This is a genomic window from Fusobacterium mortiferum ATCC 9817 (assembly GCF_000158195.2).
Taxonomy (GTDB): domain Bacteria; phylum Fusobacteriota; class Fusobacteriia; order Fusobacteriales; family Fusobacteriaceae; genus Fusobacterium_A; species Fusobacterium_A mortiferum.
In genome coordinates, this window is record NZ_GL987989.1 from 1 (window position 1) to 24367 (window position 24367).

The 24367-nt window shown below is 30.2% G+C and carries 21 protein-coding genes, 1 tRNA gene, 1 rRNA gene and 1 other annotated feature; of the genes, 20 read left to right on the forward strand and 3 right to left on the reverse strand.

The window, feature by feature from the left end:
* Positions 1–176: 176 nt before the first annotated feature.
* The 16 genes from rrf (at position 177) to FMAG_RS06240 (ending at position 14718) form a co-directional block, all read left to right on the forward strand.
* Positions 177–293, forward strand: a 5S ribosomal RNA gene (gene rrf, locus FMAG_RS06165).
* A 182-nt stretch (positions 294–475) separates the two neighbouring features.
* Positions 476–628, forward strand: a complete 153-nt coding sequence (rpmG, locus tag FMAG_RS06170) for a 50S ribosomal protein L33 (protein WP_035960606.1) — start codon at positions 476–478, stop codon at positions 626–628.
* Positions 629–650: 22 nt separating this feature from the next.
* Positions 651–726, forward strand: a tRNA-Trp gene (locus FMAG_RS06175).
* 33 nt (positions 727–759) lie between these two features.
* Complete coding sequence (gene secE, locus FMAG_RS06180; protein ID WP_040493832.1) at positions 760–942, forward strand: preprotein translocase subunit SecE; 183 nt, start codon at positions 760–762, stop codon at positions 940–942.
* A 4-nt stretch (positions 943–946) separates the two neighbouring features.
* Complete coding sequence (gene nusG / locus FMAG_RS06185; RefSeq protein ID WP_005885101.1) at positions 947–1549, forward strand: transcription termination/antitermination protein NusG; 603 nt, start codon at positions 947–949, stop codon at positions 1547–1549.
* 64 nt (positions 1550–1613) lie between these two features.
* Positions 1614–2039, forward strand: coding sequence for a 50S ribosomal protein L11 (gene rplK / locus FMAG_RS06190; RefSeq protein WP_005885103.1), 426 nt, complete (start codon positions 1614–1616; stop codon positions 2037–2039).
* An 88-nt stretch (positions 2040–2127) separates the two neighbouring features.
* Entirely contained in the window at positions 2128–2835 is a 708-nt protein-coding gene (gene rplA / locus FMAG_RS06195; RefSeq protein WP_005885105.1) for a 50S ribosomal protein L1, read from the forward strand.
* A 3-nt stretch (positions 2836–2838) separates the two neighbouring features.
* Positions 2839–2983, forward strand: a sequence feature (ribosomal protein L10 leader region).
* Positions 2984–3002: 19 nt separating this feature from the next.
* Complete coding sequence (rplJ, locus tag FMAG_RS06200) at positions 3003–3521, forward strand: 50S ribosomal protein L10 (protein WP_005885107.1); 519 nt, start codon at positions 3003–3005, stop codon at positions 3519–3521.
* A 73-nt stretch (positions 3522–3594) separates the two neighbouring features.
* Complete coding sequence (rplL, locus tag FMAG_RS06205) at positions 3595–3963, forward strand: 50S ribosomal protein L7/L12 (protein ID WP_005885109.1); 369 nt, start codon at positions 3595–3597, stop codon at positions 3961–3963.
* 207 nt (positions 3964–4170) lie between these two features.
* A complete protein-coding gene (gene rpoB / locus FMAG_RS06210; protein ID WP_005885111.1) occupies positions 4171–7671 on the forward strand; it encodes a DNA-directed RNA polymerase subunit beta in 3501 nt (1166 codons plus the stop codon).
* Between the two features lie 107 nt (positions 7672–7778).
* Positions 7779–11741: a DNA-directed RNA polymerase subunit beta' gene (rpoC, locus tag FMAG_RS06215; RefSeq protein WP_005885113.1), complete on the forward strand. Its 3963-nt coding sequence runs from the start codon at positions 7779–7781 to the stop codon at positions 11739–11741.
* 67 nt (positions 11742–11808) lie between these two features.
* Positions 11809–12687 carry a YicC/YloC family endoribonuclease gene (locus FMAG_RS06220; protein ID WP_005885115.1) on the forward strand — a complete coding sequence of 293 codons (879 nt, stop codon included), beginning with the start codon at positions 11809–11811 and terminating at the stop codon, positions 12685–12687.
* 8 nt (positions 12688–12695) lie between these two features.
* Positions 12696–12944 (forward strand): extracellular matrix/biofilm biosynthesis regulator RemA family protein, encoded by a 249-nt coding sequence (locus FMAG_RS06225; RefSeq protein ID WP_005885117.1) that lies wholly within the window; start codon positions 12696–12698, stop codon positions 12942–12944.
* A complete protein-coding gene (gene gmk, locus FMAG_RS06230; RefSeq protein ID WP_005885119.1) occupies positions 12937–13503 on the forward strand; it encodes a guanylate kinase in 567 nt (188 codons plus the stop codon). Before FMAG_RS06225 ends, gmk begins: the two co-directional genes overlap by 8 nt.
* Positions 13504–13517: 14 nt before the next feature.
* Entirely contained in the window at positions 13518–13733 is a 216-nt protein-coding gene (rpoZ, locus tag FMAG_RS06235; RefSeq protein WP_005885121.1) for a DNA-directed RNA polymerase subunit omega, read from the forward strand.
* Positions 13734–13737: 4 nt separating this feature from the next.
* On the forward strand, positions 13738–14718 hold the full coding sequence (locus tag FMAG_RS06240; RefSeq protein ID WP_040493836.1) for an FAD:protein FMN transferase: 981 nt from the start codon (positions 13738–13740) through the stop codon (positions 14716–14718).
* A gap of 68 nt (positions 14719–14786) precedes the next feature.
* On the opposite strand, the gene FMAG_RS06245 is transcribed toward FMAG_RS06240, so the two are convergent.
* Positions 14787–16676: a PTS fructose transporter subunit EIIC gene (locus tag FMAG_RS06245; protein WP_005885125.1), complete on the reverse strand. Its 1890-nt coding sequence runs from the start codon at positions 16674–16676 to the stop codon at positions 14787–14789.
* Between the two features lie 176 nt (positions 16677–16852).
* On the opposite strand from FMAG_RS06245, the gene FMAG_RS06250 reads away from it, so the two are divergent.
* Positions 16853–18907: a BglG family transcription antiterminator gene (locus FMAG_RS06250; protein WP_005885127.1), complete on the forward strand. Its 2055-nt coding sequence runs from the start codon at positions 16853–16855 to the stop codon at positions 18905–18907.
* Between the two features lie 49 nt (positions 18908–18956).
* Here the strand turns inward: FMAG_RS06250 and FMAG_RS06255 are convergent, their stop codons facing one another.
* Positions 18957–19157 carry a cold-shock protein gene (locus FMAG_RS06255; RefSeq protein WP_005885129.1) on the reverse strand — a complete coding sequence of 67 codons (201 nt, stop codon included), beginning with the start codon at positions 19155–19157 and terminating at the stop codon, positions 18957–18959.
* A 242-nt stretch (positions 19158–19399) separates the two neighbouring features.
* Between FMAG_RS06255 and FMAG_RS06260 the strand changes: the two genes are divergently transcribed.
* The gene (locus FMAG_RS06260) at positions 19400–19996 is read left to right on the forward strand and encodes a ComF family protein (RefSeq protein ID WP_005885131.1); all 597 of its coding nucleotides are present in this window, start codon (positions 19400–19402) and stop codon (positions 19994–19996) included.
* A 100-nt stretch (positions 19997–20096) separates the two neighbouring features.
* Here FMAG_RS06260 and FMAG_RS06265 read toward each other — a convergent pair whose 3' ends face one another.
* Entirely contained in the window at positions 20097–21626 is a 1530-nt protein-coding gene (locus FMAG_RS06265; RefSeq protein WP_005885133.1) for a sodium:solute symporter, read from the reverse strand.
* Between the two features lie 386 nt (positions 21627–22012).
* On the opposite strand from FMAG_RS06265, the gene FMAG_RS06270 reads away from it, so the two are divergent.
* A complete protein-coding gene (locus FMAG_RS06270; RefSeq protein ID WP_005885135.1) occupies positions 22013–23017 on the forward strand; it encodes a substrate-binding domain-containing protein in 1005 nt (334 codons plus the stop codon).
* 33 nt (positions 23018–23050) lie between these two features.
* Entirely contained in the window at positions 23051–24037 is a 987-nt protein-coding gene (locus FMAG_RS06275) for a sialic acid TRAP transporter substrate-binding protein SiaP (protein WP_005885137.1), read from the forward strand.
* Positions 24038–24367: the final 330 nt, after the last annotated feature.

Consider the following 24367-nt stretch of genomic DNA (forward strand, 5'->3'; position numbering starts at 1 on the left):
CGAAGTTACGACTATGATTATTTAGACGCAGATGACTGAAAGGAATCAGCGTTACCTGATATTACTATATAGTTTTGAATGTTCCATTAAATAAAGAGTAACAAAGTTACGATTATATTAAATGAGACACAGATGAGTGAAAGAAATCTGTGCTACATTAAAAGAAGTTAATAATGCTTGGTGAGAAGAGCTACGGGGGTACACCCAGAAACATTCCGAACCTGGAAGTTAAGCCCGTAAACGCTGAAAGTACTTGGAGGGAAGCCTCCTGGGAGGATAGGAACTTGCCAAGCTTTTTTATTACTAAAATAATTTTTTAGAGATACTAAAAAAATATTAAAAAAATGTTTGACAAAGTTTAAAAAATATGGTAATATATCTAAGTCTTAGAAAGCAAGATATAAACTCTTTAACACCATATGCATAAGGCGTATGGGAGGATCTGAATGATACCGTTATGAGTGGAGGTGTAAAATTGAGAGTAAATATTCAATTAGAATGTACAGAGTGCAAAAGAAGAAACTATAGCACATCAAAAAATAAGAAGAATACTACAGAAAGATTAGAAATTAATAAATACTGTAAGTGGGACAAAAAAGTTACTTTACATAAAGAAACTAAGAAATAATTAGTTTAGTTTTACAACGTGCAGGTCAATGGCTCAATTGGTAGAGCATCGGTCTCCAAAACCGAGGGTTGGGGGTTCGAGTCCCTCTTGACCTGCCATTTTTTTATAATGTCGAATCAAAAGGTGATCGCATGAATCTTTTTCAAGGAATAAAAACGGAGTATTCCAAAGTTCAATGGCCTAACAAGGAGGAAGTTAAAAACTCAACTCTTTGGGTAATAGCAATGAGCTTAATACTTAGTATATATTTGGGAGTTTTTGATTTAATTGCTTCTAGACTATTAAAAATTTTGGTATCTCTCTTTGGAGGATAAAGAAATGGAAAAAACCTTAGTAAAAAAATGGTTTATGATTCATACTTATTCAGGGTATGAAAAAAAAGTAAAAACTGACCTTGAACAAAAGATAGAAACTCTTGGAATGGGAGATATCGTAACAAAGATTCTTGTTCCTGAAGAAGAGACTATTGAAGAAGTAAGAGGAAAGAAGAAGACTGTTGCAAGAAAAATATTTCCAGGATATGTAATGCTAGAAATGGTAGCTACAAGAGAGGAAAGTAATGAAGGAATTAACTTTAGAGTTGATTCTGATGCTTGGTATGTTGTCAGAAATACAAATGGTGTAACAGGATTTGTAGGTGTTGGTTCTGACCCTATTCCTATGGAAGATGAAGAAGTCAAAAATATTTTTGAAGTTATAGGACTTGATTTAACAGAGGAAGAAAAAGAATTAAAAGAAGTAATAAAAATAAACTTTGCCGTGGGTGATTATGTAAAAGTTCTTAAAGGTGGTTTTGCTGATCAAGAGGGTAAAGTAGCAGAAATAGATATGGAGCATAAAAAAGCTAAAGTCATGATCGAAATGTTTGGAAGAATGACTCCAGTAGAAGTAGATTTTGACAGTGTTCAAAAGGCTAATTAGAGCCTTGTTAGTGGGAGATGACACCGTCATTACCACACATTTTTCGGAGGTGTAATTTTAAAAAATGGCAAAAGAAGTAATTAAATTAATAAAACTACAATTACCAGCAGGTAAAGCTAACCCAGCTCCACCAGTTGGACCAGCATTAGGAGCTCACGGAGTAAATATTATGGAATTCTGTAAAGCTTTCAATGCAAAAACTCAAGACAAATCAGGATGGATAATTCCAGTAGAAATCTCTGTTTATAATGACAGAAGTTTCACATTTATATTAAAAACTCCACCTGCATCAGACTTATTAAAAAAAGCAGCAGGAATCCAAACAGCAGCTAAAAACTCTAAAAAAGAAGTTGCTGGACAAATTACAACAGCTAAATTAAAAGAGATTGCTGAAACTAAAATGCCTGATTTAAACGCAGGATCAGTAGAAGCAGCTATGAGAATAATAGCTGGATCAGCAAGATCAATGGGAATCAAAATAGTAGACTAATTAATTTGTTTGGGAGATGGCTAATCGAGCCACTCTATATTAAGTGGTAGGAGGCATCCGCATCACCACAAAGGGAGGAAATTAAAACATGGCAAAACATAGAGGAAAAAAATACTTAGAAATAGCTAAGTTAGTAGAAACTGGAAAGCTTTATGAAGTTAAAGAAGCTTTAGAACTAGTATTAAAAACTAGAACAGCTAAATTTACAGAAACTGTAGAAGTAGCATTAAGACTTGGAGTAGATCCTAGACATGCAGATCAACAAGTAAGAGGTACAGTTGTATTACCTCATGGAACAGGAAAAACTATAAAAGTTTTAGCAATAACTTCAGGAGCTAACATAGAGAAGGCTTTAGCAGCTGGTGCAGATTATGCAGGAGCTGAAGAATATATAAATCAAATTCAACAAGGATGGTTAGATTTCGACTTAGTAATCGCTACTCCTGACATGATGCCTAAATTAGGAAGATTAGGAAAAATCCTAGGAACTAAAGGATTAATGCCTAACCCTAAATCAGGAACTGTTACTCCAAACATTGCAGAAGCAGTAACTGAGTTCAAAAAAGGTAAATTAGCATTCAGAGTTGACAAATTAGGATCAATTCATGTACCAATTGGTAAAGCAGATTTTGCACCTGAAAAAATTGAAGAAAACTTCAAGGCTTTCATGGATCAAATTACAAGATTAAAACCAGCATCTTCTAAAGGACAATACTTAAGAACTGTTGCTGTATCACTAACTATGGGACCTGGAATCAAAATGGACCCTGCATTAGTAGCTAAATATGTTGGATAAATAATTTAATATAGATCCAAACCAAAGACCGTAGGTGGTTGTGAACCTTAAATTATCCTACCGAGGTTGGAATAAGGTTTCGCTAGCCTCATAGTTTGATTACAACCTCCGTTCCTAACCTTTGGCACGGAGGTAATTTTTAGAAGAAAGAGGAGGTGAATCAAAGAATGGCAACTCAAGCAAAAATCGAACAAGTAGCTGAACTAGCAGAAAAAATAAGAAAAGCTCAATCAGTAGTATTAGTTGACTATCAAGGAATCACAGTTAACGAGGAAACTGAATTAAGAAAAAAAGTAAGAGAAGCAGGTGCTGAATATCTAGTTGCAAAAAACAGATTATTCAAAATAGCATTAAAAGAAGCTGGAGTAGAAGATTCTTTTGATGATTTATTAGAAGGGACTACAGCATTCGCTTTTGGATATGCAGATCCAGTAGCTCCTGCAAAATTAGTTTTTGATTTAGCAAAAGATAAGGCTAAAGCAAAAAAAGATGTATTCAAAATTAAAGGTGGATTATTAACAGGAAAAAGAGTTGAAGCAACTGAGGTAGAAGCTCTAGCTAAATTACCTTCAAGAGATCAATTACTTTCTATGTTACTTAACTCAATGCTTGGACCAATCAGAAAACTTGCTTACGCAACTGTGGCAATCGCTGATAAAAAAGAAGCTGAAACTACAGCTGAATAATTTTGGTCAAATTTAAAATCAAAAATAAAAAATTAAGATAAATATTTTCGAAAAATTAAGGAGGAAACAATAAATGGCATTCAATAGAGAACAATTTATAGCTGATTTAGAAGCTATGACAGTTTTAGAATTAAAAGAATTAGTAACTGCTTTAGAAGAGCACTTTGGTGTAACAGCAGCAGCTCCAGTGGCAGTAGCAGTAGCAGGAGGAGAAGCAGCAGCAGCTGAAGAGAAAACTGAATTTGACGTTATCTTAACTTCTGCAGGAGCTAACAAAATAGCTGTAATCAAAGAAGTAAGAGGAATCACTGGATTAGGATTAAAAGAAGCTAAAGAATTAGTAGACAACGGTGGAAAATTAAAAGAGGGAGTTGCTAAAGAAGAAGCTGAAGCTATAAAAGAGAAGTTAACAGCTGCTGGAGCAACTGTAGAAGTTAAATAGTTTTAACTCAAACTGTTGACTGAGCAATAAATCTTAACTTAGTTAAAAAAAATAGGCACTCTTGAACAGAGTGCCTTTTTACTAATTATTAAGAGTATACTAATTTTTATTTTTGGAAAGTGATAATTAATCATTTGGAAATAGATTAGCCTGTTATTTGCAAATGATTAGGTATTAAATTTTAAGATTGATAAGGGGTGTGAATTAATGGGGAAACTCGTTGAAAGATTGAATTTTGGAAGGATAAAAGAGAGAGGAAGTATGCCTCATTTTCTTGAGTTCCAATTGGATTCCTATGAAGATTTTCTACAAGCTAAAGAAGCTCCAAATAATAGAAAAGACAAGGGGTTAGAATCAGCTTTTAGAGAAATTTTCCCTGTTGAATCTTCTAATGGAGATATCAAGTTAGAATATGTAGCTTATGAGTTACATGAAGCTGAACCACCATTAAATGATGAACTTGAGTGTAAAAAAAGAGGTAAGACTTACTCAGCTTCCTTAAAAGTTAGATTAAGACTTATAAATAAGAAAAGTGGAAATGAGATACAAGAGTCATTGGTATATTTTGGAGAGATACCTTTAATGACTGAAAGAGGAACTTTCGTAATAAATGGTGCTGAAAGAGTTGTTGTATCACAATTACATAGATCACCAGGTGTATCATTTAATAAAGAGATAAATATTCAAACTGGTAAAGACCTATTTTCAGGAAAAATTATTCCTTATAAAGGAACTTGGCTTGAATTTGAAACTGACAAGAATGATTTCCTAAGTGTTAAGATTGACAGAAAGAAAAAAGTATTAGCAACTGTATTCTTAAAGGCTATTGATTTTTTTGAGAACAATACAGAAATTAAAGATTACTTTTTAGAAACAAAGGAATTAGAATTAACTCCTATATTCCAAAAATATAAAAATAGAGAAGAGTTAGTAAGTGTTCTTAGAACAAAATTTGAAGGAAGTTTCATCAAAGAAGATATCTATGATGAAGAAACTGGAGAGATAATAGCTGAAGTAGATGCAGTTATTGACGAAGCTTTAATTGAAACTATAATAGATGCTAAAGTAGATAAAGTTGTTTATTGGGAAGTTAAACCAGAAGATAAATTATTAGCAAATACAGTATTAAATGATACTACATTAACAAAAGAAGATGCAGTAACTGAAGTATTTAAAAAGTTAAGACCAGGAGATTTAGTTACTATAGAATCAGCTAAATCACTTATTAGACAAATGTTTTTCAACCCTCAAAGATATGACCTTGAGCCAGTTGGAAGATATAAGATGAATAAAAGACTTAAGTTAAATGTACCTGATGATGAGATACTTTTAACTAAAGAAGATATCATAGCTACAATGAAGTATGTAATTAACTTAAATAATGGAAATGGACATACTGATGATATAGATAATCTATCAAATAGAAGGGTAAGAGGAGTAGGAGAGTTACTTTTAATGCAAATTAAAGCTGGACTTTCTAAGATGGGAAAAATGGTAAGAGAGAAAATGACTATTCAGGACTCTGAAACATTAACTCCACAATCTCTTTTAAATACTAGACCATTAAATGCTTTAATATTAGATTTCTTTGGTTCTGGTCAATTATCTCAGTTCATGGACCAATCAAATCCATTATCTGAGTTAACTCATAAGAGAAGAATTTCAGCTTTAGGACCTGGAGGACTTTCAAGAGAAAGAGCAGGATTCGAGGTTAGAGACGTACATGACTCTCACTATGGAAGAATCTGCCCAATAGAAACACCAGAGGGACCAAACATCGGTCTTATTGGATCATTAGCTATCTATGCTAAAATCAATAAATATGGATTTATAGAAACTCCTTACATTAAAGTAGTAGATGGAAAAGCTGATTTTGATAGAATCGAGTACTTAGCAGCTGACGAAGAAGAAGGATTATTTATTGCCCAAGCTGATACTAAAATTGGTGAAAACAACGAGCTTTTAGGAGAGGTTGTTTGTAGATTTGGACATGAAATAGTAAATATAACAGGAGAAAAAGTTGATTACTTAGATATTTCTCCTAAACAAGTGGTATCTGTATCTGCAGGATTAATTCCATTCCTTGAGCATGACGACGCCAACAGAGCACTGATGGGATCAAACATGCAAAGGCAAGCAGTACCATTATTAAGAACAGAAGCTCCTTATATTGGAACAGGACTTGAAAGAAAAGTTGCTGTAGATTCTGGAGCATTAGTAGTATCTAAAGTAGATGGAAAAGTAGTTTATGTAGATGCTAGTAAAATTATTATAGAAGATGAAAATGGAAAAGAACATAAGTATAGATTATTAAATTATGAAAGATCTAATGCTTCAATGTGTTTACATCAAACTCCATTAGTATCATTAGGTGAGGAAGTAAAAGTAGGAAGTATACTTGCTGATGGACCTGCTACAAAAGGTGGAGACTTAGCACTAGGAAGAAATATTCTTATGGCATTCATGCCTTGGGAAGGATATAACTATGAGGACGCTATTTTAATTTCTGATAGATTAAGAAAAGATGATGTATTTACATCAATTCATATAGAAGAGTATGAAATAGAAGCAAGAAATACTAAATTAGGTGATGAGGAAATCACTAGAGAGATCCCTAATATCTCTGAAGAAGCATTAAGAAAATTAGATGCTAATGGTATCATAACTATTGGTTCTGAAGTAGGACCAGGAGATATCCTAGTAGGAAAAACTGCTCCTAAAGGAGAAACTGAACCACCTGCTGAGGAAAAATTATTAAGAGCAATATTTGGAGAAAAAGCAAGAGATGTAAGAGATACATCTTTAAGAATGCCTCATGGTTCAAAAGGAACAGTAGTAGAGATTCTTGAGTTATCAAGAGAAAATGGTGATGAACTAAAAGCTGGTGTAAATAAAGCTATAAAAATATTAGTTGCAGAAAAAAGAAAAATCACTGTTGGAGATAAGATGTCAGGACGTCACGGAAACAAAGGGGTTGTATCAAGAGTATTACCAGCAGAAGATATGCCTTTCTTAGCTGACGGAACACACTTAGACGTTGTACTTAACCCACTAGGAGTGCCATCACGTATGAACATAGGACAGGTACTAGAGGTTCACTTAGGAATGGCTATGGGTAACTATAATGGTGGAACACATATAGCAACTCCAGTATTTGATGGAGCATCTGAAGAGCAAGTTAAGGATTATTTAGAAAAATTAGGATTCCCTAGAAGTGGAAAAGTTGACTTATACGATGGAAGAACAGGAGATAAATTTGATAATCCTGTAACAGTAGGAAGAATGTATATGTTAAAACTACACCACTTAGTTGAAGATAAGATGCACGCAAGAGCAATTGGACCATATTCATTAGTAACTCAACAACCACTAGGAGGAAAGGCTCAATTCGGAGGACAAAGACTTGGAGAAATGGAAGTTTGGGCATTAGAAGCATATGGAGCATCTAATATACTTCAAGAGATGTTAACAGTAAAATCAGACGATGTTACTGGAAGAACAAAAACTTATGAAGCTATCATAAAAGGTGAAGAGATGCCAGAAGCAGACTTACCAGAATCATTTAAAGTATTATTAAAAGAGTTCCAAGCACTAGCATTAGATGTAGAACTATTTGATAGTGAAGATAATATAATAAACGTAGATGAAGAGTTAAATAAAGAAGAGGTATTAACAGAGTACTCTCCTTTAGATGACTTTAAAGATTAATAAAAATAATTGATATTTTAAGATTAGAAAATAAGTTAAGGAGGTAAACTCTTTAGCTTATTTCTAGTCGTTTATAGCTTTATCTCAATAAGGAGGCTTTGTATTTAATGGGAATTAGAAGTTTTGAGAAAATAAGAATTAGATTAGCATCTCCTGAGAAAATTGAAGAATGGTCTCACGGAGAGGTTACAAAACCTGAAACAATAAACTATAGAACTTTAAATCCAGAAAGTGATGGACTTTTCTGTGAAAAAATATTCGGACCAACTAAAGATTGGGAATGTGCATGTGGAAAGTATAAAAGAATGAGATATAAAGGTCTAGTTTGTGAAAAATGTGGGGTAGAAGTAACTAGATCTAAGGTAAGAAGAGAGAGAATGGGACACATTTCTCTAGCTGCACCAGTTTCTCATATTTGGTATTCTAAAGGGACACCAAATAAAATGTCACTTATAATAGGACTATCTCCAAAAGAATTAGAATCAGTACTATATTTTGCTAGATATGTAGTTACTGAAACTGGAGAAAGTAATTTAAAAGAAGGAAAAATCTTAACTGAAAAAGAATATAAATTATATAAGCAATTATATGGAAATAGATTTGAAGCTTTAATGGGAGCTGAGGCTATTTTAAAACTTCTTGAGAAAATCAATCTTGAAGAGTTAAGAGTAGAGTTAGAAAAAGAGTTAGATGATGTAAGTTCATCTCAAAAGAGAAAGAAAGTTGTTAAGAGATTAAAAATAGTAAGAGATTTTATAGCTTCTAACAACAAACCTGAATGGATGATACTTAAAAATGTTCCAGTAATACCAGCTGATTTAAGACCAATGGTACAATTAGATGGAGGAAGATTTGCAACTTCTGACTTAAATGATTTATATAGAAGAGTTATCAATAGAAATAACAGACTTAAAAAATTATTAGAAATAAAAGCACCTGAAATAGTTGTTAAAAACGAAAAAAGAATGCTTCAAGAAGCAGTAGATGCTTTAATAGATAATGGAAGAAGAGGAAAACCAGTAGTTGCTCAAAATAACAGAGAGTTAAAATCTCTTTCTGATATGTTAAAAGGAAAACAAGGAAGATTTAGACAAAATCTACTTGGAAAAAGGGTTGACTACTCAGCAAGATCGGTTATCGTTGTAGGACCATCATTAAAAATGAATCAATGTGGAATTCCTAAGAAAATGGCTCTTGAGTTATATAAACCTTTCATTATGAGAGAGTTAGTAAAAAGAGAGCTAGCTTCTAACATAAAAACAGCTAAGAAATTAGTTGAAGAAGCAGATGATAAAGTATGGGATGTAATCGAGGATGTAATTCAAGATCACCCAGTACTACTTAACAGAGCTCCGACTCTACACAGACTATCTATTCAAGCATTTGAACCAGTATTAATAGAAGGAAAAGCAATTAGACTTCATCCATTAGTATGTTCTGCATTCAACGCTGACTTCGATGGAGACCAAATGGCAGTTCACTTAATGCTATCTCCAGAAGCTATAATGGAAGCAAAACTATTAATGTTAGCTCCAAATAATATTATTTCTCCATCAAATGGAGAGCCAATAGCAGTTCCATCTCAAGACATGGTTATGGGATGTTTCTATATGACTAAAGAAAGACCAGGTTCTAAAGGAGAAGGAAAAGCATTCTCTAATATAGCTCAAGCTTTAACTGCTTATCATAATGGAGTATTAGATACTCATGCTATGATTAAAGTAAGAATAAATGGTGAAATGATAGAAACTACTCCAGGAAGATTAATGTTTAATGAATTATTACCTGAAGTAGATAAACAATATAACCAAACTTTTGGTAAATCTCAATTAAAGAAACTTATTGCTAAGTTATATGATGAGCATGGATTTACTGAAACAGCTGAATTAATCAACAAGATTAAAGATTTTGGATACCACTATGGAGCTATGGCAGGAGTATCAGTTGGTATAGAAGACCTTGAAATTCCAGCAGCTAAGAAAGATATCCTAGCAAAAGCAGATGAGCAAGTAGCACAAATCGAAGCTGATTATAAAGCAGGAAAAATTATTAACGAAGAAAGATATAGAAAAACAATCACTGTATGGTCTGAAGCAACTGATGCAGTCACTAAAGCAATGATGAATGGACTAGATCAATTCAACCCAGTTTACATGATGGCGAACTCAGGAGCCAGAGGTAACATTTCTCAGATGAGACAGTTAGCGGCAATGAGAGGAAACATGGCCGATACACAAGGAAGAATCATCGAGGTACCTATCAAAGCTAACTTCCGTGAAGGACTAACAGTATTAGAGTTCTTTATGTCATCACACGGAGCTAGAAAAGGACTAGCAGATACTGCCCTAAGAACTGCTGACTCAGGATACTTAACAAGAAGACTTGTTGATATATCACATGAAGTTATAGTTAATGCAGAAGATTGTGGAACTCATCAAGGAATTGAAGTAGGAGAATTAATCTCTGAAGGTAAGGTAATTGAAGAGTTAAAAGAAAGAATAAACGGAAGAGTTCTTGCAGAAGATTTAGTATATGAAGGAGAAGTAATAGCTCCAAGAAATACTTTAATTGGAAAAGAACTAATTAAGAAAATAGATGAATTAGGAATTAGAAAAGTTAAGATAAGATCTCCATTAACTTGTGCTCTTGAAAAAGGAGTATGTAGAAAATGTTATGGAATGGATTTATCTAACCATAAAGAGATATTACTTGGAGAAGCGGTTGGAGTTATTGCAGCTCAATCAATCGGAGAACCAGGTACTCAGCTTACAATGAGAACATTCCATACTGGAGGAGTTGCAACAGCAGCAGCAGTAGTAAGTGGAGTTAGAGCTGAAAATTCAGGTAAGGTAGCTTATAGAGACGTTAAGATACTAGTAAATGAGGAAAATGGAGACGAAATAGTAGTTAGTCAATCTGCTAAATTAATTATAGGAAACTATGATTATGAGATTCCATCAGGTTCTATCTTAAAAGTAAAAGAGGGACAACAAGTTGAAATTGGAGAAACATTAGTTACATTCGACCCATTCCATATCCCTATTATTGCTGACCAAGATGGAAGAATTGAGTATAGAGAACTTTATGTAAAAGAAAACTATGACGAAAAATATGATGTTACAGAATTTATGGCAATTAAACCTGTAGAATCTGGAGATATCAACCCAAGAGTTGTGGTATTTGATGCTGAAGGAAATACAAAAGGAAGCTATACTATCCCATTCGGAGCTTACTTAATGGTAAGGGAAGGGGAAGAGATTAAAAAAGGACAAATCATTGCTAAAATCATTAAAGAGGGAGCAGGAACAAAAGACATCACTGGAGGTCTTCCAAGAGTTCAAGAGCTATTTGAAGCTAGAAATCCTAAAGGAAAAGCAATGCTTACTGAAATAGAAGGTAAGGTAGAAGTAACTGGTAAGAAGAAGAAAGGTATGAGAGTAATCTTAGTTAAATCAGTTTCTGATTCAAGTGATTATAAAGAGTACTTAGTACCAGTTGGAGAGCGTCTAGTTGTTACTGATGGAATGCTTGTAAAAGCTGGAGATAAGATAACAGAAGGAGCTATTTCTCCATTTGACGTTCTAAATATTAAAGGACTTGTAGCAGCTGAGCAGTTTATCCTAGAATCTGTACAACAAGTGTATAGAGACCAAGGAGTTACTGTAAATGATAAACACATTGAGATTATCGTTAAACAGATGTTTAAGAAAGTAAGAATAGTTGATTCAGGAGCATCTTTATTCTTAGAGGATGAAGTTGTAGAAAAGAGAGTAGTAGAGTTAGAAAACGAAAAACTTCAAGCTGAAGGAAAAGCTATAATCAAATATGAACCAATTATTCAAGGTATTACTAAAGCAGCTGTTAATACAGGAAGTTTCATATCAGCAGCTTCATTCCAAGAAACTACTAAAGTTCTTTCAAATGCAGCTATTGAAGGAAAAGTTGACTTCTTAGAAGGATTAAAAGAAAACGTAATTATCGGTAAGAAGATACCAGCTGGAACTGGATTTAGTGCTTATAAAAAGATAAAAGCAAAAGTTATAGAAGAAGATTTAATGGAACAAGAGTAATAGTAGATGTAGAATAGGCGACATTGTCGCCTATTCCTATATCTGTTTTATCTTTCTGGAGGTTGTAATGAGAAGTATGACAGGATATTCAAAGTTGTCTTATCAAGATGATAAGTATGCTTTGAACATGGAACTTAAAAGTGTAAATAACAAAAATTTGAATTTAAAAATAAAACTTCCATATAATCTTAATTTTTTAGAGGGAGCAATTAGAACAGAGATAGCTTCTAAAGTAAGTAGAGGGTCATTAGATTTAAAAATAGAGTTTAGTGATTTAAGAGATTTAGGAAAACTTTTTGATTACGATAAAGAGCAAAGTAAAGGATACATGAATGTATTACTTGAAATGGAAAAAGATTTTAATGAAAAATTTAGTAATAAAATGGATATTTTAGTTAGAAATTTAAATGTAATAAAGAAAAATGATTTTGAAATAGATGAAGAGGAATATACAAATTTCATATTAGGAAAGATAAAAGAATTATTAACACCTTTCATTAAAACAAGAGAAGAAGAAGGGGAACGTTTAAGAATATATTTCCTTGAAAGAATCTCTGTATTAGAAGCTAATATAGATGAAATAAAAAAATATAAAGACCAAGTTGTAGAAATATATAAAAATAAACTTTTAGAAAGATTAGATAAAATAAAAGGAAATATTGAATTTAAAGAGGAAGATATATTAAAAGAAATATTACTTTTTACTGATAAATCTGATATTTCAGAAGAAATTTCTAGATTGGATAGTCATATGGAACAATTAAAGAAAGAACTTTCTTTAAAAGGAGTTGCAGTAGGTAAAAAAATAGATTTTATATTACAAGAGATATATAGAGAGTTAAATACAACAGGGGTAAAATCAAATCTTTATGAAATTTCAAAACTTATAGTAGAGTGTAAAAATGAATTGGAAAAAATAAGAGAGCAATCAATGAATATAGAATAGGAGGAGAGATGAAACCAATAAATATAGGATTTGGTAATATGGTAATACAGAGTAGAATAGTAGCTATAATAAATCCTGATTCTGCTCCTAGTAAAAGGCTTAGAGATGAAGCAAAAATAGAAAATAGATTGATTGATGCAACTTTAGGGAAAAAAACAAAAACTCTTATAATAACAGATTCAAACCATGTTATAATGTCAGCAATAAATCCAGAAACAATATCACTTAGGATAGAGAAAGGAGAAAAAAATGAGTAGAGGAACAAAAGGTCATCTATATGTAGTATCAGGACCAAGTGGTGCTGGAAAATCTACTATTTGTAGAATGGTTCGCAAAATGCTTGGAATCAATCTAGCTACATCAGCTACAACTAGAGCTCCAAGAGAAGGGGAAATGAACGGGAGAGATTACTATTTTTTAACTAAAGAGGAGTTTTTAGCTAAAGAAAAAAATGGAGAATTTTTAGAGTATGCTACTGTTCATGGAAATTATTATGGAACTTTAAAATCTGAAGTAGAGAGTAGACTTTTAGCTGGAGAAGATGTAATATTAGAGATAGATGTACAAGGAGGGCTACAAGTAAAAGCTCAGTATCCAGATGCACATTTAATTTTCTTCAAAACTCCAACTATGGAAGAATTAGAAGTTAGATTAAGAGGAAGAAAAACAGATAGTGAAGAGACTATTCAATTAAGACTTAAAAACTCTATTAAAGAATTAGAATATGAAAAAGAGTATGAAGTAACAATTATTAATAAAACAGTAGAAGAGTCTTGTGCAGCACTTAGAAAAATTATAGAAGATAAATATAATTAATAGGAGGATTATATATGAAAAAAGAGATAATATATGATGAATTATTAGAAAAAATACCTAATAAATATATACTAACAATTGTAAGTGGACAAAGAGCTAGACAAATAGGAAAAGGAGAGCCTCTTTTAACTAAGTGTAGCAAAAAAGATACTGATGTAAAAAAAGCTTTTAGAGAGATATTAGCTGGAAAAATAGGATATGAAATAGCGGAAGATAAAGTTGGTGAATAACTTTATGTTAAAAAAAATATTGGCAATTTTAATATTGCCAATTTTTATTTTATCTTGCAGTAAAGAGGTACAAAAAATAGAAAATAGTAAGTTTTTATTTGGAACTTATATAAGTATAACTGTATATGATAAAGATGAAAAATTGGCAAATAGAGCTATTGAAGCTGCTTTTCAAGAGATAGAAAGAATAGATAATAAGTTTAATAGTAAAGTAAAAGGAAGTATTATAGATAATTTAAATTCTGGGAAAGAAAAAAAAGTAAAACTAGATGAAGAGGGAGTATATCTTTTTCAAAATTTAAAAAAAATTTATGAGTTATCTCATGGAAAATATGATGTAACAATAGGTCCTCTTTTAGATGTTTGGAATTTTGGTGCTAAAGAGCAAAGAGAACTTCCCAAAATAGAAGAGTTAAAAAAAGCAATGGAATATATAGGATTTTCTAAAATAGTTTTAGATGGGAATGAATTGTATTATTCAGAGGATAAGGCAGAGATAGATACAGGCTCATTTTTAAAGGGATATGCAGTAGAAAAAGCTAAAGAGACTATGAGAAATTTAGGAGTAACAAGTGCTTTTATTTCATCTATTTCTAGTATAGAAACTATAAATACTAAACCAGACAGAAAAAATTGGAGAATAGGGGTAGAAAATCCAGAAAATCCAAAGGAACTTTTAGGAATAGTAGAATTAAATAATGAAGGAATGGGAGTTTCAGGAGATTATCAAACTTATATTGAGATAGATGGAAAGAGATATCATCATATAATTGATAAGACAACTGGTTTTCCTGTAGCAGATAAAAAAATGATAGTAGTAATATCAGATAATGCTTTTTTCTCAGATATGTATTCTACAGCTTTTTTCACTATGCCTGTTGATGAAATATTAGATTATTCTGATAAAAATAATTTAGGTGTATTGATAGTGGATAAAGATATGAAAATTTATAAAAGTTCTAAGATGAATATAGAGTTAAAATAATTGTAGATAAAAAATAAATTAGAGCAAGTAGGTTTAAACCATACTTGCTCTAATTTATTTTTAAGTTACTATTTTAAGCTATTTTGAATTAAAGTTTTAGGGTCTTGAATTGCAACTTTAGTTTTTACATCTACTATTTTTATATTTTTAAATCTTTGAGGTTCTTTTATAGCAACATCATGAGCAAATATAATAACTTTTGCGTTTTCTACATCTTTTGGAGTTATTCTATTAACAATTCCATTAGCTCCTTGAGTTTCTACTTTTATTTTTACGCCTAATTTAGTTGCAGTTTTTTCTAGAGCTTTTGCTGCTAAGAAAGTATGAGCAACTCCTGAAGGGCAAGATGTTATTGCTAATACTTCAGCTTCTCCTTCTCCTTGTACACTTTCACAGTTTATTTCTTCTTCAGAATCCTCTTTTTCAATTGCTATTGGTTTTAAAGCATTTACTATTAGTGCAGTAACTAGAGCTCCAGCTACAGTACCTATTATATATCCTATTTTTCCTTCAACTACAGGAAGAACAATCCAACCTCCCCAAGGAGCATGGTTAATACAATTCATTAAGAATCCAATAACATTTCCTACAATTCCTCCTGCAACTATTGCTGGTAGAACTCTTACAGGGTCAGCAGCAGCAAATGGAATAGCTCCTTCACTGATACCAATAAGTCCCATTATAGCAGCAGCTTTACCTGCTTCTTTTTCCTCTTTAGTATATTTTCTAGGAGACATAAATGTAGCTAATGCCATTCCTAATGGTGGAGTACAAATAGCTATTCCAACTCCTCCCATTAACCAAGGTTGAGTGTCAACTTGAGTTTGAGCAAATAGTGTAGCAACTTTATTGATAGGTCCTCCCATATCAAATGCAGTCATTCCTCCTAGAATACTTCCTAACACTACTTTTCCACTTCCAGCCATTCCAGCTAGCCAATTATTCATTGCTTCCATCATACTTGCAATAGGATTTCCAATTATCCAAATAACAACAGAACAAACTAAGAAAGTTCCTATTAATGGATAGATAAAGATTGAACCTAGAGATTTCATACTATCTGGTAATTTAATTTTCTTTAAATTTTGAACGATAAATCCAGCTATGAATCCGACAATAATTGCACCTAAGAATCCTGTTTTATAGTTTTGTACTGCTATCCAAGAACCAATCATACCTGGTGCTAATCCTGGTTTATCAGCTATTGAGTAAGCTATATATCCTCCAAGTATTGCAGTGAAAAGAGTAAGTCCTGCAATACCCATATCTGCCATCTCTTTTAAGAATCCACTATCTGGAACAGCACCTTTTCCTGATAACATAACTGCTAATGATAAAAGAACTCCTCCTGCAACTATAAATGGAATCATATGAGATGTTCCAAATAGTAAGTGTTCTTTCATTCTATTTAAAGTTTGTTTAAAATCTTGCTTTTCTGCTGTATTTTGAACGAAATTATTTTCCTCAACTTTTTCTTCTATTTTTTCTTCTTCAACTTTTTCATTTTTTAAGATTATATCCAAAAATTCTTTTTTAGTTTTAGCATTTTTTAATTCATCTAAGAATCCATCCTCCATAAATAGAGTAGTTAAATTTGATAAAACTTCTATATGAGTAGAACCTTTTTCTGAATCTGGAATAGCTATTAAGAAAGCTAATTCAACTTCATTGTCTTCATCAACTGATTCCCAATCAGTAATTTTATTTTTTAATCTCATTGCTGAGATTTTAGCACTTTTAACTGTTGTAGACTTTCCATGTGGAATTGCTAAACCATCTTCTAATCCAGTTGGAGATTTTGTTTCTCTCTCCATTACAACTTTTAAAAACTCATCTCTGTTTTCTAAAACACCACTTGCATTTAAAAGGTCAACTAATTTTTCAATAGCTTCAACCTTTGTTTTACACTCTGAATCAAGAATAATTAAATTTTCATCAATTAAATTTCTAAAATTCATTACTTTTACCTCCACTTATATTTTATAGTATGAGTATAACAAAATTTTACTTGTTTGAATAGAATCTAAATTTTTCAAAAAAATATGATTTTTTTTGACTTTATATGTTTTAATTTAGTTGATTTTAATATTTTATGATATAATTAATATAATAACAATTTGTAAGGAGAAAGCAGATGACAAATAGAATGTTAGATATATTAAAAATACTTTTAGAAAATGAAGGAAAATCTTCTTATAAATATCTATCAGAAAATCTTTTTATAAATGAAAGAAGTATTCGGTATGATATAGAGAAAATAAATGAACTTCTTTCTGAAAGTCATTTTATAGAGATAGAAAAAAAGTCTAAAGGGGAACTTTTTTATTCAAATTTAAATGTACTTTCTGATGTAATCTCTTTCTTTCAAAAAAATATCTCTACAGATGAAATAAAAGATGAAATAGTATTATTTAAAACATTATTTCAAGAAAAATTGAATTTAAAAGACCTAGGTGAAGAGTTAGATGTTAGTAGAACAACTATAAAAAATATTGTAAGAGAGATTAGAGAAAAATTAGAAAAATACAATTTGAAATTAGAAACAGAGATTCAAAAGGGATTAATCTTAGTTGGAGAAGAGGGAAATATTAGAACTGCCCAATTAAAATTTTTAAATAAGTATTTTAATTATTTTTCTTCTAAACATTCAGAGTTTATAAAAAAATTATTAGATGAGATTTTTTTATTAGAATACAAGGAGATTTCTAAAAAATTTATAGATATCCTAATGGAAGAAAAAAATATTTTAATTGCTGATGAACCTTATTTAACATTTCAAAACTATATTTGTATTATGATTTGGAGATTAAAAAATGGTAAGTTTTTAACAAAGATGGAAAATGAGAATTTTTTCAAAAGAACTGCTGAGTATTCTCAAATAAAAAATAATATAAAAATTATAGAGAAAAATTTTAATATTTTTATAAATGATATTGAAATTTTAAAATTAACTGATTTATATTTAGGGAGTCATAATTATTGTAATGAAAGTAATTTTTATAATTTTTGGATAGAGATTGATGTTTTAGCAAAAAAGATAATAGAAAATTTTTCAATAAATATGGAGATTGATTTAACTAAGGATAAAGATTTGTTATATGGAATTATAAATCATTTAAAACCGACAATTCATAGGTTAAAAAATAGTATTTCTCTAGAAAATTCTATTTTAACTGATTTTTTGAAAAACTATAAACCTATTTTTGAAGCTACAAAAAAATCATTATCTCCTTTGGAAGATTTTATAGGAATGGAGATTACTCCAGATGAGATAGCTTTTTTAGGGACTCATTTTAAAAGTGCCATTGATAAAAATTTTTCTTTAGAGAAAAAAGTTTTAATTGTTTGTGGTTTTGGCTATGGAACATCAAAACTTTTAGCTCAGCAACTAAAAAATGCTTATAGTGTTTTTGTAAAAGATATAATCCCAATTTATAAGTTAGAAGAGTACGATTTAGATGAAATTGATTTAATTATTACTACATTACATTTAGATAATAGTTTTTCAAAACCAATAGTACAAGTTAATACTATTTTATCTAATGAAGATAAAATAAATTTACAAAAAGCTGGATTACAGGAGCAACAAAGAAAAATTAGATTTAGTAATTTAATAAAAATAATAGAGAAAAATACTCTTATTACAGATTTAGCAACATTAAAAAAAGAATTAAAGGAATTTATAGGTGATTTACTTATTGATGATACTAGTAAAAATATTCTTTCTCTTTCTGAGCTTTTAAAGAATAATATTATTTTGCAAAGTGATTCTAATGATTGGAAAGAAGCTATATTAGAGATAGGTGAGATGTTACTAGATGATGGTTCATGTGATAAGACATATATAGATAGCATGATTAAAAAGATAGAAGAATATGGTTCATATATGGTTACCAATAAAAAAATTGCTATTCCTCATAGTAAAAATGATAATAATGTTTTTAAAACTGCTATGGGATTACTTACTTTAGAAAATGAAGTTATTTTTCCTGAAAATCTTCCTGTAAAAACAATATTAGTTTTTACCTCTATAGATGGAGAGGAACATTTAGAAGCTTTAGCTGATTTTATGGATTTAGCCAATAACCATAATTTTTTACCAAGATTAGATGAGTTTACAAATATTAGAAAGGTAAAAGATACTATTAAAAAGTTTGAATTTTTATCTAAAATAGGAAAAAATGAATAAATAAAAGAGAGCGATAAAAATCGCTCTCAAAAAATCATATTTATAAAAACTAAGCAACTTTAACGTCTACAGCCATAGGTCCTTTTTTACCTTCTGTAACTTCGAAAGTAACAGCTTGTCCTTCTTCTAAAGTTCTGAATCCTTCTCCTACTATTCCAGTGAAGTGTACGAAATAATCAGCACCATCTTCGCTAGTTACAAATCCAAATCCTTTTTCTTTGTTAAACCATTTTACAGTTCCCTTTAACATTTTACAAACCTCCAAAATAAAAAACTTCTCGTCCAAATAGTAGAATTTACATAAATTCAGCTCCCTAGAACAATTAAGTAGATTATACATCAACTATTGAAGAATATCAAGTGTTTTTTATAAAAAAACTAATAAAATATTAGAAAGTAAGTTATCTCGAAAAAATATTAAACAGTTTATTTGATTTTTATTCATAAAAAATGTATAATTTAAATAAGGTATACTAATAGATTAGGAGGGGAATGAAAGTGAAAATAAATCCTATGATTATTGAAGGAAATTGGAAAGAGGGATATACATTAGATTATTTTATGCTAGAAAGTAATTATAAAGGGGAGGATATTTTTGGTTATCCAATTTTTGATGTAAAATATAGTGAGATTGGAAAAGCAATGAATGAGTTAAAATATCATAAAGAATATAATAAAGCTATAGAAATAGCAAATATAGTGACGAAATTTATAAAGGAAGAATGGAAGATAGCTGATAAAATTGATGGAATAATAGCTACACCTCCTACTTATTCAAGAGAGATTCAACCACTTTTTCAAGTAGTAAAACATCTAGGAGAAAATTTACAAAAGCCAATATCTTTAGATTTCTTTAGAAAATTAAGTTCTGAAGAGTTAAAAAAACTTCCTCAAGAGAAGAAGATGGAACTATTTAAAAATAGTATAATTAAGGAAAGAAAATTAACAAAGAGAGGAAATATACTTTTAGTAGATGATATATTTAGTACAGGAGCTACTCTTAGAAATCTTTGTGAACTTTTAAAAGAGGATATATATGTAGATGATATTTATGTTCTTACAATATGCAAAAATATAAAAAGTAAATAAAATAAAAAGAGATAAACCTTTAGTTTAATGCTAAGGGTTTATCTCTTATTTGAGATATTTTTATAAAATTAAATTGATGAGAATTAAATAACTTAGTATCTTATTTCATATTTTTAACTGAAGAATAAGTTAAACCTTTTATTTGTTCAGCTCTAGGTGTTCCAGTTACAAAAGAAGCTAATACTGATACAATAACACTACCACCTATTATTAAGAAAGATATCATAAATTCAAATACTTTTGGTTGAACATAGTTAGGAATTACAGCAGCAGCCATTCCCATAGGGTTAGTTAAATATACAGCTATTAATATTGAAGCTATAAATCCAACCCAAACAGCTTTTGTATTTACTTTTTCAAAGAAGATACCAACTAAGAAAACTCCAGCAATAGGGCCTCCTAATAATCCAGTAATTGCTTGGAAGTATAGGAACATATCTCCTTGTCCAGCATATAAGAAGTGTACTGCAAGTATTGTACTTAAAATTCCTACTACCCAGCTTGAACCTTTAGCAAAAGATAATTTTTGTTTATCACTCATATCTGGTCTTAAATGTTCTAAGATATCAGCTGTCATGCAAGTAGAAACAGAGTTTAAACTTGATGAAACAGTAGATTGAGCAGCAGCAAATATAGCTGCAAGAACAAGTCCAGAAATACCAGTAGGGATATATTGAATTACAAAGTATGGTAATATAGCATTTCCATTTATACCAGTAGGAAGTTGAGCTTTAAATTTAAAGAATATAAATAGAGCAGAACCCATTCCTACAAAGATAAAGATACTTGTAAGAAGTAAAGGAATATTCATAAATAAACTTTTCTTAGCTTCCTCTTCATTTTTAGTAGTGTTGTATCTTTGAACTATATCTTGGCTTCCTACATAAGAGTATATAGAGTTAACAAATCCACCTATTAACATAGTCCAAATACTGATTTTAGCAAGGTCCATACTAAAGAAATCACTATTTAAAAGCATTCCACCTTCAGAAAGGGCTTTAAATCCTTGTCCAACTCCTTCAGGAGCAGCTGTAAATCCTGCTATGATAATTAATAGTGCTCCAAGTAATAAAACAATAGTTTGAATAGCATCTGACCATAAAACTGCTTCAATTCCTCCCATTGAAGTATAAGCAACACAGAAAATTGCAACTCCAACAGTAAGTATTACAGGATTTAAACTTGGAAGAGCTTGTTGTAAAGCTAATGTTGGAAGATAAAGTACTATAGCCATTCTAACAACATGGAAAAGAATAAAAGCTAAACTTCCAATAAGTCTGAATTTGTTATCAAATCTTTTTCCAAGATATTCATAAGCTGTAGTTACGTTAACTCTTCTAAAGAAAGGGACAAATACAACAGCTGCAACCCAAACAATAGGAATAATTCCTAAAGGTGCCATCCCTAATAGCCATCCTTTACTAAAAACAGAAGCAGGAATAGCAATAAAAGATATAGATGATAGTGCAGTTGCATAAATACTACAAGCAGTTACCCAAGCAGGAACTCTTCCTCCAGCTTTAAAATAATCTTCAGTAGAAGTTGTTCTTTTTGAAAAATAAACTCCAACCATAAACATACCTACAAAATAAAGTAAGATAATAACCCAGTTAAACCAATGCCAATTCATAAAAAACCTCCTAAAATTTTATAAAGATATAAACTAAAATTTTTGTTCTCGTGAACATTTTTTAATAATAACTTATAATAGTATTTTTTCTATAAAAAGTCAAGATTTTTTTTCGGTACAACTGTTCGAAAAAAGATATTTGGTGTATGTAAAACTAATAATCATGCTACTTTTATAAAAAAAAGAAAAAAATTATATAAAGAAAAAAACAAGTGTATTTTTATAAAAAATAATATGTTCATTTTATAAATGGTGAAAATGAATGTTTTAAGTTTTAAACGTTCAAAAAATAAATAAATTTTAAATAAAATTATTGACAAATACAGAAAAAAAAGATATATTAATATTAGAAGAAATGAACACGTGAACAAAATAGGAGAACGTTTATGGTAACTCAAAAAGAAATTGCTGAAAAATTAGGGATAAGTAGAACTACAGTGGCAAGAGCAATAAATGGAAGTCCTTTAATTAAAGAAGAAACAAAGAAAAAAATTTTAGAATTAGTTAAAGAAACTAATTATGAAAAAAACTATGTGGGAAGTTCTTTAGCAGGAAAAAAAACAAAAAAAGTTTGTGCTTTAGTAGTAGAGTCTAAAAATGAGTTTTATACAAGTGAAATAAAAAGGGGAATTAATTTAGCTATTAAGGAATACAAAGCATATAACTATAAAATAGAAATAAAAACAACAGATATTAATGATCCAGAAAAGCAAATAGAAGAGTTGGAAAAATTATTAAAAATAAAAGATTTAGATGGAATTATAATAACTCCTTTGGATAAAGAAAAAGTTTATAAAATTATAAAACCATATTTAGAAAAACTAAAAATAGTATCACTAGGAATTAGGTTACATAATGATATACCTCATGTAGGTCCTGACCATATAAAGCAAGGGAAAATAGCAGCAGGACTTATGGATAATCTTTTAAGAGAGAATGAAAAAGTTTTAATAATAGATAATGGGGATGATAAAGTTTCTTCAAAGTTGTATTTAAAAGGTTTTTTAGATAGAATAAAAGATGCTAATGTAGAAGTGATTGGTCCTTTAGAAGGAAATGGAATTGAAAAGAGTGTGGAATTAATAAAGGAATTGTTTACTAAAGAAGAAATAGATGGATTGTATATAAATAGATATGCACATGATATTTTAGTTAAATTACCTAAAGAAATGTTAAAAGGAAAAAAAATTGTTACAAATGGAATTGGAAAAATAATAAAAAATCTTATTAAGAAAAAAATAATTAATATGACTGTTATGGAAGAAATATCTTCAGAAGGGTATGCAGCAGGAAAGAATATGTTTGATATATTATATAAAAATAAAATTTTTGATGAAAAATGGGAAATATCCAAATCTAGAATAATTTTTTATGAAAATTTAGAAGATTAAAATTTTTAAAATAAAATGTGGGAGGTTTTAATAATGAAAAAAGGATTAAAAAAATTAGGATTAGGAATTTTATTTGGAGTAATGACAACAGCAGCACTTGCAGCAGAGTATGATTTAAAAATGGGAATGGTTGCTGGAACATCTTCAAATGAGTACAAAGCAGCAGAGTATTTTGCACAACAATTGAAGGAGAAATCAAACGGGCAAATTGAAGTTGCAATTTTTGCTAATGGACAATTAGGAGACGATAGAAGTATGATTGAGCAACTTTCAGGAGGAGCACTTGATTTTACATTTGCAGAGTTAGGAAGATTCTCTATTTTCTTTCCAGAAGCAGAAGTATATACATTACCATATATGATGAAAGATTTTAATCATATGCAAAGAGCAACATGGGAAACTCAATTTGGAGAAGATTTAAGAGAAAAAATTAATAATGAACTAGGAATTACTATTTTATCTCAAGGATATAATGGAACTAGACAAACTTCTTCAAATAAAGCTATCAACTCTATTAAAGATATGGAAGGATTAAAATTAAGAGTTCCTACAGCACCAGCTAACTTAAACTATGCTAAATATTCGGGGGCATCTCCTACACCAATGGCTTTCTCAGAAGTTTACTTAGCATTACAAACTAACTCAGTAGATGGTCAAGAAAATCCACTATCAGCTATTAGAGCACAAAAATTCTATGAAGTACAACCATATTTAGCAATGACTAATCATATTATAAATGACCAATTGTATTTAGTAAGTAATTCTACTATGGAAATGTTACCAGAAGATTTACAAAATGTAGTAAAAGAAGCAGCAGAAGCAGCAGCGGAATATCATACAAAATTATTCGTAGATGAAGAAGCAGGTTTAAAAGATTTCTTTAAATCAAATGGAGTAACTATAACAGAACCTAATACTGATGAGTTTAAAGCAGCTATGCAACCTGTATATGATGAATACATTAAGAAAAATGGAAAATTAGGAGAAGAGGGAGTAAAAGAGATAAACTCAGTTAGATAAACTATATAGAATTAAGACTAACTATTAAATGTCAAATCAAAAATAAAAAAATTTAATTTAAATTTGTTAATTTAGAAATTTACATCACAAAATGAAGGTTTAGTTAGAACCTTTTGACAGTATTAAAATTTATGAACAATTAGACTACTGTACTGTATCTTTCATTTGTTTTTTCTAAGTGAAAAATAAGTCTAACTAATTTTTTTACTACATGAGATATTGCTACATAATAATGTTTGCCTTCTACTCGTTTCTTTTTCAAATATTGAGAAAATGTTGGTTCCCAATAGCTTACATAGATGGCTGCATTAAACAAAGCAAACCTTTAGG